This is a genomic window from Corynebacterium dentalis (genome assembly GCF_900232865.1).
GTDB lineage: Bacteria > Actinomycetota > Actinomycetes > Mycobacteriales > Mycobacteriaceae > Corynebacterium > Corynebacterium dentalis.
Genome location: NZ_OCTS01000005.1, coordinates 70,668 through 85,382, shown reverse-complemented (window position 1 = coordinate 85,382; position 14,715 = coordinate 70,668). Strand labels below are relative to the sequence as shown.

The following is a 14,715-nucleotide window of genomic DNA, read 5'->3' as shown; positions in this document are numbered from 1 at the left end:
CCAGTTCCCCTTAGTGGGAGTGCTGCTCGTGATCCATGCCTTCGTGGTTCATGGATTCACTCTCAGCGGCGCCTGAGTTGGAGGAATCTCCGGTGGTGCCGTCGGAGTAGTGCTCGTGGGTGGACTGCTGGACGCGGACGGGTACGTCAGGCAGTTCGTAGCTGTTGCCTTCATCGTCCTTCAGGGTCAGGCTGAGTACGTCGCCTGCTGCGATGTCTTCCGTGTTGTCCATGAGCATGATGTGCTCGTGGCCTGGCTGAAGAACCAGAGAATCGCCGGCCTTGATGGTGAAACCGTCCTCAGCTTCCTTCATCTCGCCATCGGAGACAACGTGGAGCTGGTACATGCCCTTAGCGGAACCGGAGACCTCAGTGATGTGAATGTCCTTGTCCGAGGTGTTTTTCAGGGTGCCGAAGATGCCGGTCATTTCCTTATCGGCGGGCTTTGCCGTGACGTACGCATCGTCGAAGGTGATCGCGGAATCGCTGTCTTCGGTTGCCCCCTCTACGGCGGACTCTGCCGCAGAGGTGGCGGATGTGGCCTGGTCAGAGACGGACTGATCGCTATCGTTCTGCTCAGACGGGCTGCAGGCCGCCAAGGTCAAAGAACCCGCTGCAAGAGTTGCAACAGCCATCTGTGGGAAACGGCGAGAAATACGCATGATCACATTCTTTCTATGCATACGACCTGCGCCCGCGGATTACCGAATTGCTAAACGATTGGCCTTGGGTGCGGCCGGAAAAACTGCTTGAGTTACTGTGCAGAAGTATCAGTTTGGGTACCAGCCTGGCCTGCTGCGCCAGACTGGGTGCCTGCACCTTCATTGGTGAAGCCAGGATCAACCACGGAACCTTCGGTGGCGGCGGTCTCGGAACCGGATACTGCAGTGCCGGTGGCCTCGCCGTTTGCGCCCTGCTCACTTGAGGATGACTCTGCAGTTTCAGAGGACTCGATATCCAAAGATGGAGAACTCTGCCCGGACTGGTTGTCCTTGAAAGGCTGGTCAGAGTCATTCTGGTGTGGAGGGGTGCATGCGGAAAGCGCCAGTGCGGCGGTCAAAGCGATGGAGGCCGTAGCGGCGGTACGAAGGTTCTTCACGAAAATCTCCTGGTTCGTCGGGACGTCAGTCCACGGCCAGAGGATCTACCCGTGGCCGAGGGGGCGCGTGGTGCCCACGCTGCGAAAGGAAGATTGGAGTCTATTCGGACTTCAAATTCCGGAAGCGCGCGATGGCCATTACCAGTGCACCTGCAATAACGACGATACCTGCCAAGGGAAGCAACCAGGAAGGCAGGGAACTTGAATCCTCCCCCTGATTGGAACCGGTGGTTGCTGGGGTGGCTTCGGTGGTTTCGGAACCCGCCGAGTCCCCAGAACCGGACGCGCCTTCGGCGATGGAAAACTCCAGGCTGCCTCTGGTGGCATGTCCGTCGGAGGAGGTGATCTGGTAGCCCAGCATGTAATCGCCAGGTCCAGCCTCGACATCGTCAGGGACATCCACAGTCAGAGTCTGGCCTTCTACCTTTGGCTCTTCGCTGAACAGGACCTCGCCGTCTTGGGACAACGCCACGGTGTTGAACTCACCTTGTGGGGTGCCAGAGAACTCGAGGGTGATTTCCTGCGGAAGTTCGTTCACTACTTCCCCGTTTGCAGGGTTCGATGACAACACAGAATCGTGCGCCATCGCTGCCGGTGCCATGATTGCTGAGCCGAACACGCCCGCCGTCAGCGCGAGTGCGGCGACCGACGTGCGAGCGGCAGGCTTTTCAGTACCGCGGGCAAAGAGTGACATGGAACGTCCTTTCACTGATCTTCTGTGACCGTCATGGGGACGGTCAGTGAAGTAGTCGTTTGTTTGTTTACTTTAGTTCCCGTTTACGTGACGTTTGTGAAGTTTCTCACCTACCGGCGCTATAGCCCAAGCGGCTGAGACCAAGCCGGAGACCATGATCATGTTTTCCTACTATTCCTCAACAGGGCTGTTCCATTTACGCAGGTGAGTGTTACCCATGGGACACCCTTACGCGAGAAATAGTAGGAATACCTGGAGGAATCCAGATCGGCTGGACCCGAGCAAAAAGAAGCTCCGTCGCGGTGATCTGCGCGACGAAGCTTCGTATTAAGTGGTGGTCCTAACTGGGATCGAACCAGTGACCTTTCCGGTGTGAACGGAACGCTCTCCCGCTGAGCTATAGGACCTCAGGTGTTCTTGCGAACGCATCAGAATCTAGCACTGTTTAGGTGCGCTACATAAAAACGCAGGCCACAGGCTTTAACGCGGCGCTTAACCAACCTCGTCGGGTACAGGTATTGCCCGCAGCGGGGTCGTGTCCGTTCCGCAAGCCCCGTTCTTCTGCGACTTCCATCACTCTCGCTCACAGCCGCCAACAACCGCCAACAGCCAACATCCATGCATGCTCAACTCACAGCCATGTCATTTAGCCACCAGCAACAGCGCGCCACACTCACCCCACAAACGCGGATTCACCAGCTGATTTGTGAATACTCACCCGCACCCGCTATCGTTTTATCTCGCACCACACGTTGTTGTGTGGAGCACGCGGATGTAGCGCAGTTGGTAGCGCATCACCTTGCCAAGGTGAGGGTCGCGAGTTCGAGTCTCGTCATCCGCTCTCATTTCACCGGGCCAATCGTTGGAATGTACCCGCGCGTTTAGCTCAGCGGGAGAGCGCTTCCCTGACACGGAAGAGGTCACTGGTTCGATCCCAGTATCGCGCACCATCTACTTGATGAAGTTTCTATCGAACTTGATCGCTGTAAGTAGATACGCGGATGTAGCGCAGTTGGTAGCGCATCACCTTGCCAAGGTGAGGGTCGCGAGTTCGAGTCTCGTCATCCGCTCCAGGTTCACAACAGTTTGCTGTACGGTGAATCGTCGAGGCGGTATACGCCACGGTGGAATGGCTGAGTGGCTTAGGCAACGGTCTGCAAAACCGTCAACACGGGTTCGATTCCCGTTTCCACCTCGAAGATTATCCAGAAACACATTCACGCCCACACGGTCTCTGCACTGTGTGGGCGTTTTTGCGTCGTCATCTGCGGCGTCGCCTCCCCTGTTTATCGGTGTGCACACGATAGAATTTTTTTCGATGACTGCGTACAAGACGAACACCCCTCCAGCGACTAGCCACCCAGCCTCTGAGGCAGCAACCGATGAGTACACGTCCGTGTCGGATCAAACTCCCTCATTGCCCATGTGGTCCACTGCTCGCATTTCTTTGATCACTGCTTTGGTCATGTGGCCGTTGGCTTTGATGAGCCTTATCTACAAGGTGTTCCTCGTTCCGCACAACAACCACATCACAGATGATTTTACTACCGTGTGGGAGGCCCTCGGCCGTTTCCGCGCGGGCGTTCCGGTGTATTCGGAAGATTATTCGACGGTCGATCCGCACTACCTCTACTCCCCCGGTGGCACGTTGCTGCTGAGCCCGTTGACGCTCATGCCAGGCTTCGATTCCGGCCGTATTGCTTATATCTTCCTCAACGGGTTGGCCATCGTGCTGGCCCTGGCGATCCTCACAAGGCTGTTCGGTTTCCGCTTGCGTGGTGGCGTTTGGCCCACCTTGATTGTTGCGGTCTTCGCCACGGAGTCTGTGAAGAACACGCTGCTGTTTTCCAACATCAATGGGCTCTTGCTGCTAGCTGAGGTGGGCTTCCTGTACCTGTTGTTGAAGCATCGCTCGGTGGTCGCGCAGATTGCGGCCGGCGTGCTGTTGGGTCTGGCGATCACGGTCAAGCCGCAGTTCGCTCCGTTGTTGTTCATTCCTTTTGTTCGACGCCAGTTCGCGACCGTCGGCACGGGCATCGCCGTGCCAGTAGTTTTCAATATCGTTGCCTGGCCGTTGATGACTGCTCCCGGGGATTACCTGGACAAGCTGGTTCCCTATCTCGGCGAGGTTCGGGACTACGCCAACTCCTCCATCACTGGCGTGGGCGCGTACTTCGGTATCTCTGGTCCGCTGCTGTGGTTCTGGCAGCTACTATTTGCCGCCCTGACTGCCATTGCCATTGTTTTGCTGATGCGTTGGCGTGACCGGGATCCGATCATGTGGGCCACTACAACGGCCGGCGTGCTGCTCACCGGCGTATTCCTCTTGAGCTCTCTGGGCCAGATGTACTACTCCATGCTGCTGGTCCCGATGCTGCTGACGGTGGTGCGCTATCGTTCCGCGATGCACAACCCGGTGGTCTGGCTGGGTGTCTACTTCTGCCTCAGCGCCGATCATTGGCACTCGGACCGCTTCCACACGATTGGCCGCGCGATGGAAAACATCCGGGCTACTGTGGGTTGGAGCGCGATTATTATCGCCGTGGCCACCACCGTGGTGGTGTGGACCGTCATGGAAATACGCCGCGGTGCACCAGTGTTGGGAGATGTAGCAACTGGTGGACTTTTCGGCGGACGTGATGAGTCTGGCGTCGACAATGAAGATCGCACAACCACCGCACAGATCAAGGAGGACGAGCATGTCGAACGAACCAAGCACTAACCCTGGACTGAATCCCATCGAGGATTTTCGGGGGCTGACGGACGAACAATGGCGCGAACGCCTCAACCCGGAGGAGTTCTACGTGCTGCGTCAGGCAGGCACCGAGGCGCCGTTTAAGGGCGAGTACACGGACACGGAAACCGAGGGCGTGTATGCCTGCCGCGCATGTGGGGCAGAGTTATTCCGCTCCACGGAGAAGTTCCACTCTCACTGCGGATGGCCAAGCTTCTTCGATCCCGCAGATTCAGATGCCGTGGTCACTCGTGAAGACAATTCGTTGGGGATGCCTCGCGTGGAGGTGCTGTGCGCGAATTGCCAGAGCCACCTGGGCCATGTGTTCGCTGGTGAGGGCTACGATACTCCCACGGATCTGCGCTACTGCATCAATAGCATCAGCTTGACGCTCAAGCCTGCGGAGTAGGTCCGGGAGCGTTTTGACGCGGATGAGGAACAGCCTCTAGATATAGCGAAAGGCTCGCCAGAATCTCACTGGCGAGCCTTTCTTCTTGCGCTCTATGCGATTATTTGCGCGTTAACTTTTAGGCCAGAGCGGCGACGAACTCGGAGATCTCTTCGGAGGAGCCGTTGATGCGACGGCCGGTGAAAAATGGGATCTCCTCGCGCACGTGGAGGCGAGCCTCGGTGTAGCGCATCTTGTGCATCAGCTCGACGATGCGCTCCAGCTTTGGAGCTTCGAAGGACAGCAGCCACTCGTAGTCACCCAGAGCGAATGCGGAGATGGTGTTCGCACGCACATCATCGAAGCCGATTGCTGCCATGCCGTGATCACGCAGCATCTTGGCGCGATCCTTGGGATCCAACAGGTACCAATCGTAGCTACGCACGAAAGGGTACACGCAGATCCACTGCTCAGGGTCCTCGCCCATGATGAACGATGGCAGGTGGGAGCGGTTGAACTCGGAAGGACGGTGCAAGCCAGCGTTAGACCAAACTGGCTCGCAGGCCTGTCCCAGGGTGGTCTCACGCAGGAAGCGGCGGTAAGCCTCCTGAAGATCTTCCATCTTCTCTGCGTGCCACCAGATCATGATGTCTGCTTCAGCGCGGAGTCCGCCGAGATCGTAGACGCCACGGACTTCAAGATCTTGATCCGCAAAGGTATCGAGGAAACGCTGGAAATCTGCGGCGGCTTCTTCCCGGTTCTCGCCTAGCACGCCTGGCTCCACTTTAAACACGGAGTACATGGCGTAGCGCACGATCGCATTGAGCTTCTCGACCTCTACATTGCTTTGATCAGTCATTATTCCGACACGGCCTTTCAAGCACATTTGACGACATATCCGGATTCCAAATTACGCTTCTTCGGGGCAACGTCCCCCGAACGGGGTGTGGCGCTAGTTATTCCATCCCATTTCTTCAACGATCTCCGCCGCCGCAGCCCGGCCAGTCGCCGCCGTTGCCGGAACTCCCACTCCGGAAAGCATGGAACCAGCAAGCGCCAACCCACGGATATCCCGAACATCCTGGAATGCTTCATTGATGCGCTCCATATAGCCCACGCCATAGCGCGGTATTCCGCCCCACCAGCGCTGCACAAAGTACTCTTCCGGCTTCTTGCGCTCGCCGGTGATCTTCTCCAAGCCATCGAGGGCATAGGCCACCAGAGCACGGTCATCCGCCTCTACGTACCACGGATCACGGAAGGTGCCGAAGCTGGCGCGGACAAAAGCGCCGCCACGCTGTTCCAAATGCGGCCACTTGCGAGAGGAGAACGTGAAGGCTTTCGCCTCTGTCGGCGCGTCCGGTCCCAGAAGCACTCCCGAGCGCTCCGGGATTCCGTAGGCCGATGCGAAACGCATGCCCACCACCACGGAGCTGGCTAAGTCGATGGAACGCATTGCCTCGGCGGCCACCGGTGCCACATCTTGCAGTAGTACTGAGGTGGTCGGGGCTGGAGCTGCGAGAATCACTGCGTCCACAAAGCCAATGGGCTCGAGGTACCAGCCATCGTTGTTACGCCCGATGGATTCCACGCCCGTGTTGTATAGCACCTCGGCGCCGGACTGCGCACGCAAAGCATCAATCAACCTGCGGTAACCACTCTCGAACCCGTAGAACATCGGCGGGCGCGCGCCCGCATCGGTGTGAGCAGCCTTGGCGGCACGCTGATCCAGGAGCTGTTGGACAACGTCAATCAAGTAGAACTCTGCCCCTCCTGCACCGCGCTCATCCAAGACCTCGGCCAGTTGCGGAATAGTTGCGCGTACGCCCAGATCATCGGCAGCCGTGGAGTACACCCCGCCAAGCAATGGCGTGACCATGCGGTCCACCACTACCCGGCCAAGGCGGGCTTCCACCAGCTGGCCTACGGACACATCCTGACCCGGCTCCCAGGTCATCGGAGCACCAGAGCGCTCGGCGTCAATCCTGGCAGCTGCCTCGGGGCCCACAACCTCGGCAACCGAAGCGCCCGTTGCAGGAATCCCCATGAGAGTTCCTCGCGGGATATCCACCAGCTTGCCGTCGACAAAGAAACCAGAAGGCCTATCGGAGGACGGAGTGCGCAACTGGTCCCCCAGCCCCACCTCACGAACCAAGTCCACGAAGTCCTGACGCAGCCCCATGAACGCCTCGGCACCCATGTCCACCGGACCGTTCGCGAAGTTGACGGTCTTCAACTTGCCACCCAGACGGTCATAGGCCTCGGCGATCAAAATGTGAGCCTCCGGTCCCAACCGTTTCCGCAGCTCCCACGCTGCAGTGACGCCAGCAATACCGCCGCCCACCACAGCAACGCGGATCGGGCGATCCGCCTGCGAACGGTTGTTTACACCGGGAGATGACGTGGACCTGGTCATGACTTATGAACCTCCTCGAAGGCGCGGGTGATCGCATCTGGGTCAGTGGTTGGCAGCACGCCGTGGCCGAGGTTGAAGATATGCCCCTTCGCCTGGCCTCGGTCGATTGCGCGATCGGCTTCGGCAGCGATGCGCTTGACGTGGGCTGCAATCACGTCATCTCCGGCGAACAGCACCGCCGGATCCAAGTTGCCCTGCAAGGCCTTGATCTTGTCCTCCGGCTTGGCATCGGGACGATGGTGATCCAGTGCCGCGCGAATGCGTGCGGCTGCGGAGTCCATCGGTACGCGCCAGTCCACGCCCACCACGTCCGGACCTGCCACGGCCATATCTCCCAACAGCTCGCCGGTGCCCACGCCAAAGTGGATCATCGGGATCTCGTAAGGACGAATGGCCTCGAAGATGGCGTGCGAGTACGGCGCCACGAATTCGCGATAATCCCGCGAGGTCAAGTAGCCGGCCCAGGAATCGAACAGCTGCACCGCGTCCACACCTGCTTCGATCTGTGCCTGCAAAAAGCGCACGATCGTCGGGGTGAGCGCACGCATGAGAGCGTGCCAGGTCTCTGGCTGGGAATACATCAGGGACTTGGTGACCTCGTGGTTTTTCGAGGGGCCGCCCTCCACGAGGTAGGAAGCTACGGTAAACGGTGCGCCAGCGAAGCCGATCAGCACCTGGTCATCGCGCAACTCCTCGAGGACGTGGCCGATGCCCTTTTCAATGTTTGCCAGCTGCTCGCGCTCTACCGTTGGCAGCTGTGCAATCGCCTCCATAGTCTGTACAGGTTGCGCCACCACGGGGCCCCGGCCGGGGACGATGTCCAGATCCACTCCTGCGGCCTTGAGCGGGACGACGATATCGCTGAACAGAATTGCCGCGTCCGCATCGTGACGACGGACAGGCTGCATGGTGATTTCTGCAACCCGCTCGTCATCGAAGCAGGCGTCGAGCATAGGAACGTTCGCCCGCACCTCGCGGTACTCGGGCAGGGAACGTCCCGCTTGCCGCATCATCCACACCGGTCGCCTACTCGGCTTCTCGCCACGAACGGTGGCCAGCAGTGGGGCATCTACGCTGGCACGTCGCTTCTGACGAGCTGCCTCGGTATCAGTGGCAAAAAGGTCGGCGGATTCAAGGGCAAACTTCTCAGCAGTCATGCCCGTCATTATGCCAGTCCTGCGTGCATCCCCTATTTTGTTGAGTGCCCCCACAATCTGCGCCTCGCGGTACGCACCTTGTGGCTGCACCGAAACGCTTGCAGAAATGTCGACCGCGCTTCGGCGATTTTCCCTCTCAGCCCATCGGCGCGCCTCTCTTGTACGTTGAACCCTCAACGGTAGGTTGAGGCCTTGTGAGCCAAGAGACAGAGCAAAACAGAGACGTCCCTCAGTACTTCGACGATGCTGTGCACTCCATGTCCCACGCCGCGGTCCGCACGGGCATCAGCGTCGGTGACATCCGCCCGCCTCGGAACCTAGCGCCATTGAGCCACGCCGTGGGCCTCGAGGTACTGCACCCCGAACTGGATCCAGACACCGATCACGTACCCGAGTTTGCACTGGACCACGGCGGCGATGCCTTTGGCCGCCTCATCTTGCTGCACGATCCCGCCAGTGACGAAGGTTGGGACGGTGCCAAGATGCGCCTTGTGGCCTACATCCAGGCGGATATGGATGCCTCCCTCGCCTCCGATCCACTGCTTCCGGACGTGGCATGGGACTGGCTGACCGAGGAACTGGACTCCCCTACTAGTCCCTATACCAACCTCGGCGGCACCGTAACCTCCACCGCGTCGGTGCGTTATGGTGAGATCGGCGGGCCACCCCGCGCGTTCCAGATCGAGATGCGCGCCTCCTGGACCGCCACCGGAACCGATCTTTCCGGCCACGTGCAGGCATTCGCCCGCGTTCTGGCCAATGTCGCGGGACTTCCTCCCGAGGGCATCACGTCCATTGGCACCCACAGCCACGGCGCGTCGGGAGCAACCTCCGCAGGCTAGGCCTCGGTTCGTTTTTCGTTTCGTTCTTTTTCTCGACGCCAGCCTCACCGCGAAAGTCTTGACGTGCACCTTGCAGAGCCCAGAGACGGCCTACCTCCACTGCTGGACACGGCAGAAGCAATTGCCGACGGCGCCCGCCGATTAGCTGCCGGGCACGGTCCCATCGCGGTGGATACGGAGCGCGCGTCCGCATTCCGGTTCGACGAGCGTGCCTTCCTCGTGCAGCTTCGACGCCCTGGCACGGGTACGCTGCTCATTGATCCCACGGGCAGTGCTTCCGGCTCTACTGTTTCTGCCTCTGCTTTCTCTGGGTCTGCTTTCTCTGCGGCGATGGATCAACTGGGGCGCGTGATGAATTCCGCGGAGTGGATCCTGCACGCCGCGCATACCGATCTGCCCGCATTGACCACGCTGGGATGGCGGCCCACCCGGCTACATGACACACAGATTGCCGGCCGGCTTTTGGGCATGGGTCAGCCTGGTTTGGCCGCGATGTTGGAAGAGTTTCTCGACGTCACGATCGACAAAGATAAGGGTCGCGAAAATTGGTCTGCGCGCCCCTTAACCACGGATTTGTTGACGTATGCGGCGTTAGACGTGGAGCTACTGCACGAATTGTTGGATATCGTGCTGCCGTTACTGCAGGCGCGCGGCCGCCTCGACTGGTATGTGCAGGACTGTGCCGCGGATCTGCGCAAGGCCCGGCCTTTGAAGGTCCCTACGTGGACGAACCTGAAGGGGATTCAAAGTCTCCGCACCCCGCGCAGCGTGGCGGTAGCACGGGGGCTGGCTGAAGCTCGGATCGCTTTTGCCCAGCAGCGCGATCGGCCCCTCGAGCGCACCATGTCCAGCAAAGATATCGTCGCGCTGGCCAAGCATCCCCACTCCGCAAAGCGGGCTTTGGGAACCATGCGCATGGCCAAGGATCTGGTTGCCCCTGCTCGGCAGGCCATCAGTCACGCCATGGCACTGCGTGAAGCTGAGCTTCCTGCCCCGCTTCCACGAAGTTCGCAAGGATATCCCGATCATCGGAATTGGGAAGACGATTATCCCCATGCTTTTGCTGCACTGAGGGTCTTGGAACAGCAGGTGGAGCAGCTCGCAGAAGAACTGGAGATCTCCCGGGAATCCCTCGCCGTCATGCGACAAATCCGTCCGGCTGCGTGGGCCGTCAGTCACGTGGAACTGGATAGTTGTGACGCAGATGATCCAGTGGGTGCGATGGAAAACGAGTTAGGTAGCGTTCTGAAAGCCAATGGTGCCCGCGACTGGCAGAGCGAGTTAATCCTTAACCGCAGCGTGCCCGTACTGATTGAAGCACTGACTGGCTAGCGCAGCGACTGCACCCACTCGCGGACTCGCTCAGTGACTGCCTCATTGTCCAGGCGCAACTGAGCCAGTACCTCAGGGCGCTCGGCATGAGCCAGGAATTGCTGCGGAATACCGATATTGCGCACGGGAGTGGTCATGCCCGCCGCATTGAGCTCGGTCTGAAGCACGGCACCCGCACCGCCGTGCACACCGTTGTCCTCCACGGTCACAATCAAATCTGCCTCGCGCAGGGCATCCACCACCGACTCGCGCACTGGAACCACCCAGTGCGGATCAATGACGCTTGCGGTCACACCATCAGCTGCGAGGGCGCTTGCGGCAGCGAGCGCCTGAGCGGACAAGCTGCCAAAGTTCACGATGATCACCCGGAATGTGGCGGAATCGTCGTTGAGGTTGGCGCCGGACTCAAAGAGAACATCGAAGTCCTCCTCGGAACGCACCGCTTCCACGTCGGCCGGCACGCTGCCCTTGGGGAAACGGACCACGGTGGGAGCATCGTCGATGGCCAGGCTGCGGTCCAGCGCCTTCTGCAACTGCGCACCATCGCGAGGGGCAGCCACAGAAATACCAGGAACGATGCTGGTCAGGGACATATCCCACATGCCGTTGTGGGACGCGCCATCCGGGCCGGTGATTCCCGCACGATCCAGCACCACGGTCACACCAAGCTTCAGCAATGCGACATCCATCAGCAGCTGATCAAACGCGCGGTTCAGGAATGTCGAGTACACAGCCACTACCGGGTGCATGCCACCCAGCGCCAAACCAGCGGCGGAGGTCATCGCGTGCTGCTCAGCAATGCCCACGTCAAAGGTGCGCTGCGGGTAGTGCTCCGCGAACTCTGCCAAACCAGTAGGACCCGCCATCGCGGCCGTGATAGCCACAATGTCCTCGCGGTCCTTGGCCACCTCGATCAAGTGGCGGGAGAACACCTTGGTCCACCCCGGCTTGGAGGTTTTCAGCGGCGCACCAGTCACAGGGTCGATGACACCGGTGGCGTGCATCTGGTCGGCCTCGTCAGTTTCCGCGGGCTTGAAGCCCTTACCCTTCTGCGTCATAGTGTGGACGATCACCGGGCCGCCGTAATCCTTGGCGTAACGCAGAGCGTTTTCCACCTGGTGCAGGTCGTGACCGTCCACCGGGCCGATGTACTTGATGCCCAGATCAGAGAACATCTCGTGTGGGATGACGGTGTGCTTCACGCCCTCCTTAAGCCCGTGAATGACTTGGAACATGCGGTCACCCACCCAGCCCATGTGGCCCAAGGCGTATTTCCCAGAGTCCATCACCTTGTCGTAGACAGGCTGCAGGCGCAGAGCCGCGAGGTTCTCCGCGAAACCGCCGATGGTGGGTGAATAGGAACGGCCATTATCGTTGACCACCGCGATCACGCTGCGCTTCTTGGAGGTGGCGATGTTGTTCAGCGCCTCCCAGCACATACCGCCGGTGAGCGCACCGTCTCCTACGAGGGCGACGACATGCCGATGCACCTGACCACTCAGTTCAAAGGCCTTGGCCAGGCCATCCGCGTAGGAGAGCGAGGCAGAAGCGTGCGAAGATTCTGTCCAGTCGTGCGGGGATTCCGCGCGCTCTGGGTAGCCGGACAAGCCGTCGCGCTGGCGCAGCGTATCGAACAGCTCACGGCGTCCCGTCACGATCTTGTGCACGTAGGACTGGTGGCCGGTATCGAAGATCAACGGATCAGTGGGTGAATCGAAAACCCGGTGCATAGCCAAAGTCAGTTCCACTACTCCGAGGTTGGGCCCCAAGTGACCACCCGTGGCGGAGACCTTCTCGATCAAGAACTGTCGAATCTCGCCGGCGAGCTTGTCGAGCTGCTCATCGTTGAGCGGCTTGAGATCAGCTGGTGAGGAAATTGTCTCGAGGATACCCATGCGGTCCGGCTCTTCTCCATCCGTTGTATCTGCTGTGCGCGCCTGCTGGAGATGGTGGTCATCCATCGCTAGCGGCTCACGTTGAGAGCAAGGGGTGCGCTCTCTGTGCCTATAACAGGCATCTGTTTCGACTGTATCGCGACAAGTGCTTGAAGCGACAAGGTTATCCGTTCAGTCTAGTGCTGTCTGGGAAGTTCGTTCCAAATCTCAGACTTAAACTCGGCTCAGCGCCACCAGCATCTCTACGTGGTGCGTCAGAGGAAAGGCATCCACCACGGTCAGAGCGTCGATCTGATATCCGTTGGCTACCCATTCCGCGAGGTCTCGCGCTGCGGTGGCAGGGTCGCACCCCACGTGCACTACGTGTTGTGGGCGAGACTGCGCGATGCGGCGCACCACGTTCTTGCCCGCACCGGTGCGCGGCGGGTCGAGAACCACCGCGTGCAGGCCTTCGTGGGATCGCAGTGCATCCAGTTGGCGGGCAACGTCGCCGCTGACGAACCGCACGTTGTCGATGTTGGCCAGTGTCATCGCTGCCTTTCCGGCGTCGGTGCTTTCAGATCCGACGTCAACGCTGTCCACTGCGTCCACGCGATCAGCCAGCGCCACTGCGAACACCCCGGCTCCGCCGTACAAATCCCACGCCACGCCTTCTCCTGCAGGCACGTGCTTCTGGATCCACGAGCTATAGAACTCTGGAGCGGCGTGATGCCCTTGCCAAAACGCGTCTGCGGGAAGTGACCACGCCACATCGCCCACCTGGTGAACAATCGTGGGATCGCCTAAAACCACCTCGCGGTGTGGCTGGTTCCGCGATCCGGTCAGTTCCACAAAACTGCGTGTGCCGTCATCGCCCAGTGCCACTGAAACTTCTGCATTCGGGGTGAACTCGTGCTCGGAAAGGCCCTCGACTAGTCCAGGCGCCCACTGTGCGCACGTGGCAACAGAGATTTCGACGATCTCGTGGCTATCCTTTTTCCGCAGTCCTGCCCTGCCATTCTCATTGACTCCAAGCCGGACTCGCGTACGCCATCCCAGAGTGGGTTGCAGAACATGGGTGTCCACTCGATCATCAGACAGTTCGATACGCCCGATGCGCCGAAGCTGATCTGTCACCACCTCGCGCTTGAAATCGATGGAACCCTCGGAGTCCACGAAATCGAGGTCACAGCAGCCCGCGCCTGCGGCGGCTGCGGGACACTGTCCTTCAATGCGGTGTGGCGAGGGCTGCCCCACTGATACCGCGGATCCGGTGCGAAAGCTGCGCTTGCTTTTGGATGCGCTGGCTGGATCCAGCACTACACGCACATCGGATTCGCCTGGCAGTCCTCCAGTGACAAAGACAACCTGGCCATCTACTCGGGCGATAACACTTCCGCCGTGTGCCGGGTTAGCAAGGTTGACGGTGACCTCTTCCCTATCACCGGTGGAATCGGTGTGGGTTGAACCTGCTGGCTGTGAATTGGAAATAGTGTGTCCTGACTTAAGGTTGGTCGGAAAATTGTTCATAGCGAGTAACTTCAGGGCCTTCTTGTGAGCCTTCTTCGGCCCGATTTGCCTTACGTACTGCCCATACGGTGACCAGTACGGCGAGGATGGTCAGCGGCCATCCCATGGCGATGCGGGTGTAGCCCAGCGCCTCGGTGGAATCCTGCAGATAGAGCCACTGCTGGACGGCGAAACGGGCCAAGAAGAGCACCGCCCACGCTGCGGTGGCGATGCTGTATCCACGCACGGCTTCTCGGTTTGTGCGCCATCGCTGATCCTCGCCGTTGATGCCACGCCAAATCACGCCCACCAGAGGCCACCGCACCACAATGGACACCACAAGAGCGATGCCGAGAATCAGCGAATACCAAATGCCGTAGACAAAGTAGCCCTTGGCATCGCCCATAAACCAGGCGATCGCTGCGCAAAAAGCCACACCGATGAAACCGGAAATAGCTGGTTGCAGGCTCTCCTTGCGCGCCAGCCGCCACAGCAAAACAACCACGGCCACAGCCAGCGCAGCCAGCAAGGCAGGTTGCAATCCATACGCACTGTTGACGGGCACTAGGACCAGCACCGGCAGCGTGGTCGCCACGAGTCCGGTGAATCCACCCATTTGCTCCAGCAGGGTTTGCGGCTTGTCCGCGTCCACCACGGGTTCTGGTTCCCGG

The 14,715-nt window shown here is 59.7% G+C and carries 13 protein-coding genes and 5 tRNA genes; 8 read left to right on the top strand and 10 right to left on the bottom strand.

The features are described 5' to 3' along the window. Nucleotides 1–10: 10 nt before the first annotated feature. The 4 genes from CS919_RS06375 to CS919_RS06360 all read right to left on the bottom strand — a co-directional run bounded on the left by CS919_RS06375 (nucleotide 11) and on the right by CS919_RS06360 (nucleotide 2,199). Complete coding sequence (locus tag CS919_RS06375) at nucleotides 11–682, bottom strand: copper chaperone PCu(A)C (protein ID WP_099298655.1); 672 nt, start codon at nucleotides 680–682, stop codon at nucleotides 11–13. Nucleotides 683–753: 71 nt separating this feature from the next. Continuing rightward, nucleotides 754–1,098, bottom strand: a complete 345-nt coding sequence (locus CS919_RS06370) for a hypothetical protein (RefSeq protein WP_099298654.1) — start codon at nucleotides 1,096–1,098, stop codon at nucleotides 754–756. Nucleotides 1,099–1,198: 100 nt separating this feature from the next. Continuing rightward, nucleotides 1,199–1,792 (bottom strand): copper resistance CopC family protein, encoded by a 594-nt coding sequence (locus tag CS919_RS06365; protein WP_228073514.1) that lies wholly within the window; start codon nucleotides 1,790–1,792, stop codon nucleotides 1,199–1,201. Between the two features lie 332 nt (nucleotides 1,793–2,124). After that, a tRNA-Val gene (locus CS919_RS06360) sits at nucleotides 2,125–2,199 on the bottom strand. A 361-nt stretch (nucleotides 2,200–2,560) separates the two neighbouring features. Here CS919_RS06360 and CS919_RS06355 point away from each other — a divergent pair. The 6 genes from CS919_RS06355 to msrB all read left to right on the top strand — a co-directional run bounded on the left by CS919_RS06355 (nucleotide 2,561) and on the right by msrB (nucleotide 4,935). Then, nucleotides 2,561–2,633 (top strand) — tRNA-Gly (locus tag CS919_RS06355). A 34-nt stretch (nucleotides 2,634–2,667) separates the two neighbouring features. Beyond that, nucleotides 2,668–2,742 (top strand) — tRNA-Val (locus CS919_RS06350). Nucleotides 2,743–2,789: 47 nt separating this feature from the next. Beyond that, a tRNA-Gly gene (locus CS919_RS06345) sits at nucleotides 2,790–2,865 on the top strand. Nucleotides 2,866–2,915: 50 nt separating this feature from the next. Next, nucleotides 2,916–2,987, top strand: a tRNA-Cys gene (locus CS919_RS06340). A gap of 123 nt (nucleotides 2,988–3,110) precedes the next feature. Beyond that, nucleotides 3,111–4,514 (top strand): glycosyltransferase family 87 protein, encoded by a 1,404-nt coding sequence (locus CS919_RS06335; RefSeq protein ID WP_099298653.1) that lies wholly within the window; start codon nucleotides 3,111–3,113, stop codon nucleotides 4,512–4,514. After that, nucleotides 4,492–4,935: a peptide-methionine (R)-S-oxide reductase MsrB gene (gene msrB / locus CS919_RS06330; RefSeq protein ID WP_099298652.1), complete on the top strand. Its 444-nt coding sequence runs from the start codon at nucleotides 4,492–4,494 to the stop codon at nucleotides 4,933–4,935. Before CS919_RS06335 ends, msrB begins: the two co-directional genes overlap by 23 nt. A gap of 118 nt (nucleotides 4,936–5,053) precedes the next feature. On the opposite strand, the gene hemQ is transcribed toward msrB, so the two are convergent. The 3 genes from hemQ to hemE all read right to left on the bottom strand — a co-directional run bounded on the left by hemQ (nucleotide 5,054) and on the right by hemE (nucleotide 8,487). Next, nucleotides 5,054–5,773 (bottom strand): hydrogen peroxide-dependent heme synthase, encoded by a 720-nt coding sequence (gene hemQ / locus CS919_RS06325; protein WP_099298651.1) that lies wholly within the window; start codon nucleotides 5,771–5,773, stop codon nucleotides 5,054–5,056. 93 nt (nucleotides 5,774–5,866) lie between these two features. After that, nucleotides 5,867–7,330, bottom strand: coding sequence for a protoporphyrinogen oxidase (gene hemG, locus CS919_RS06320; protein WP_099298650.1), 1,464 nt, complete (start codon nucleotides 7,328–7,330; stop codon nucleotides 5,867–5,869). After that, nucleotides 7,327–8,487, bottom strand: coding sequence for a uroporphyrinogen decarboxylase (hemE, locus tag CS919_RS06315; protein WP_099298831.1), 1,161 nt, complete (start codon nucleotides 8,485–8,487; stop codon nucleotides 7,327–7,329). The genes hemG and hemE overlap by 4 nt, the downstream gene beginning before the upstream one ends. A 194-nt stretch (nucleotides 8,488–8,681) precedes the next feature. Between hemE and CS919_RS06310 the strand changes: the two genes are divergently transcribed. Both CS919_RS06310 and CS919_RS06305 read left to right on the top strand, forming a co-directional pair. Further along, entirely contained in the window at nucleotides 8,682–9,329 is a 648-nt protein-coding gene (locus tag CS919_RS06310; RefSeq protein WP_099298649.1) for a DUF3000 domain-containing protein, read from the top strand. 63 nt (nucleotides 9,330–9,392) lie between these two features. After that, nucleotides 9,393–10,661, top strand: a complete 1,269-nt coding sequence (locus tag CS919_RS06305) for a ribonuclease D (protein ID WP_099298648.1) — start codon at nucleotides 9,393–9,395, stop codon at nucleotides 10,659–10,661. Here CS919_RS06305 and dxs read toward each other — a convergent pair. From dxs to CS919_RS06290, 3 genes are all read right to left on the bottom strand, one after another. Next, nucleotides 10,658–12,556: a 1-deoxy-D-xylulose-5-phosphate synthase gene (dxs, locus tag CS919_RS06300; RefSeq protein WP_099298830.1), complete on the bottom strand. Its 1,899-nt coding sequence runs from the start codon at nucleotides 12,554–12,556 to the stop codon at nucleotides 10,658–10,660. The genes CS919_RS06305 and dxs overlap by 4 nt on opposite strands. 213 nt (nucleotides 12,557–12,769) lie before the next feature. Then, on the bottom strand, nucleotides 12,770–14,065 hold the full coding sequence (locus tag CS919_RS06295; RefSeq protein WP_099298647.1) for a class I SAM-dependent RNA methyltransferase: 1,296 nt from the start codon (nucleotides 14,063–14,065) through the stop codon (nucleotides 12,770–12,772). After that, nucleotides 14,040–14,660 (bottom strand): DUF3159 domain-containing protein, encoded by a 621-nt coding sequence (locus CS919_RS06290; protein ID WP_099298829.1) that lies wholly within the window; start codon nucleotides 14,658–14,660, stop codon nucleotides 14,040–14,042. The genes CS919_RS06295 and CS919_RS06290 overlap by 26 nt, the downstream gene beginning before the upstream one ends. Nucleotides 14,661–14,715: the final 55 nt, after the last annotated feature.

Coding starts and splice junctions, on each gene's coding strand:
- CS919_RS06375 (WP_099298655.1), bottom strand. CDS start 682: ATGCATAGAAAGAATGTGATCATGCGTATTTCTCGCCGTTTCCCACAG.
- CS919_RS06365 (WP_228073514.1), bottom strand. CDS start 1,792: ATGTCACTCTTTGCCCGCGGTACTGAAAAGCCTGCCGCTCGCACGTCG.
- CS919_RS06335 (WP_099298653.1), top strand. CDS start 3,111: ATGACTGCGTACAAGACGAACACCCCTCCAGCGACTAGCCACCCAGCC.
- msrB (WP_099298652.1), top strand. CDS start 4,492: ATGTCGAACGAACCAAGCACTAACCCTGGACTGAATCCCATCGAGGAT.
- hemQ (WP_099298651.1), bottom strand. CDS start 5,773: ATGACTGATCAAAGCAATGTAGAGGTCGAGAAGCTCAATGCGATCGTG.
- hemG (WP_099298650.1), bottom strand. CDS start 7,330: ATGACCAGGTCCACGTCATCTCCCGGTGTAAACAACCGTTCGCAGGCG.
- hemE (WP_099298831.1), bottom strand. CDS start 8,487: ATGACTGCTGAGAAGTTTGCCCTTGAATCCGCCGACCTTTTTGCCACT.
- dxs (WP_099298830.1), bottom strand. CDS start 12,556: ATGGGTATCCTCGAGACAATTTCCTCACCAGCTGATCTCAAGCCGCTC.
- CS919_RS06295 (WP_099298647.1), bottom strand. CDS start 14,065: ATGAACAATTTTCCGACCAACCTTAAGTCAGGACACACTATTTCCAAT.
- CS919_RS06290 (WP_099298829.1), bottom strand. CDS start 14,660: ATGGGTGGATTCACCGGACTCGTGGCGACCACGCTGCCGGTGCTGGTC.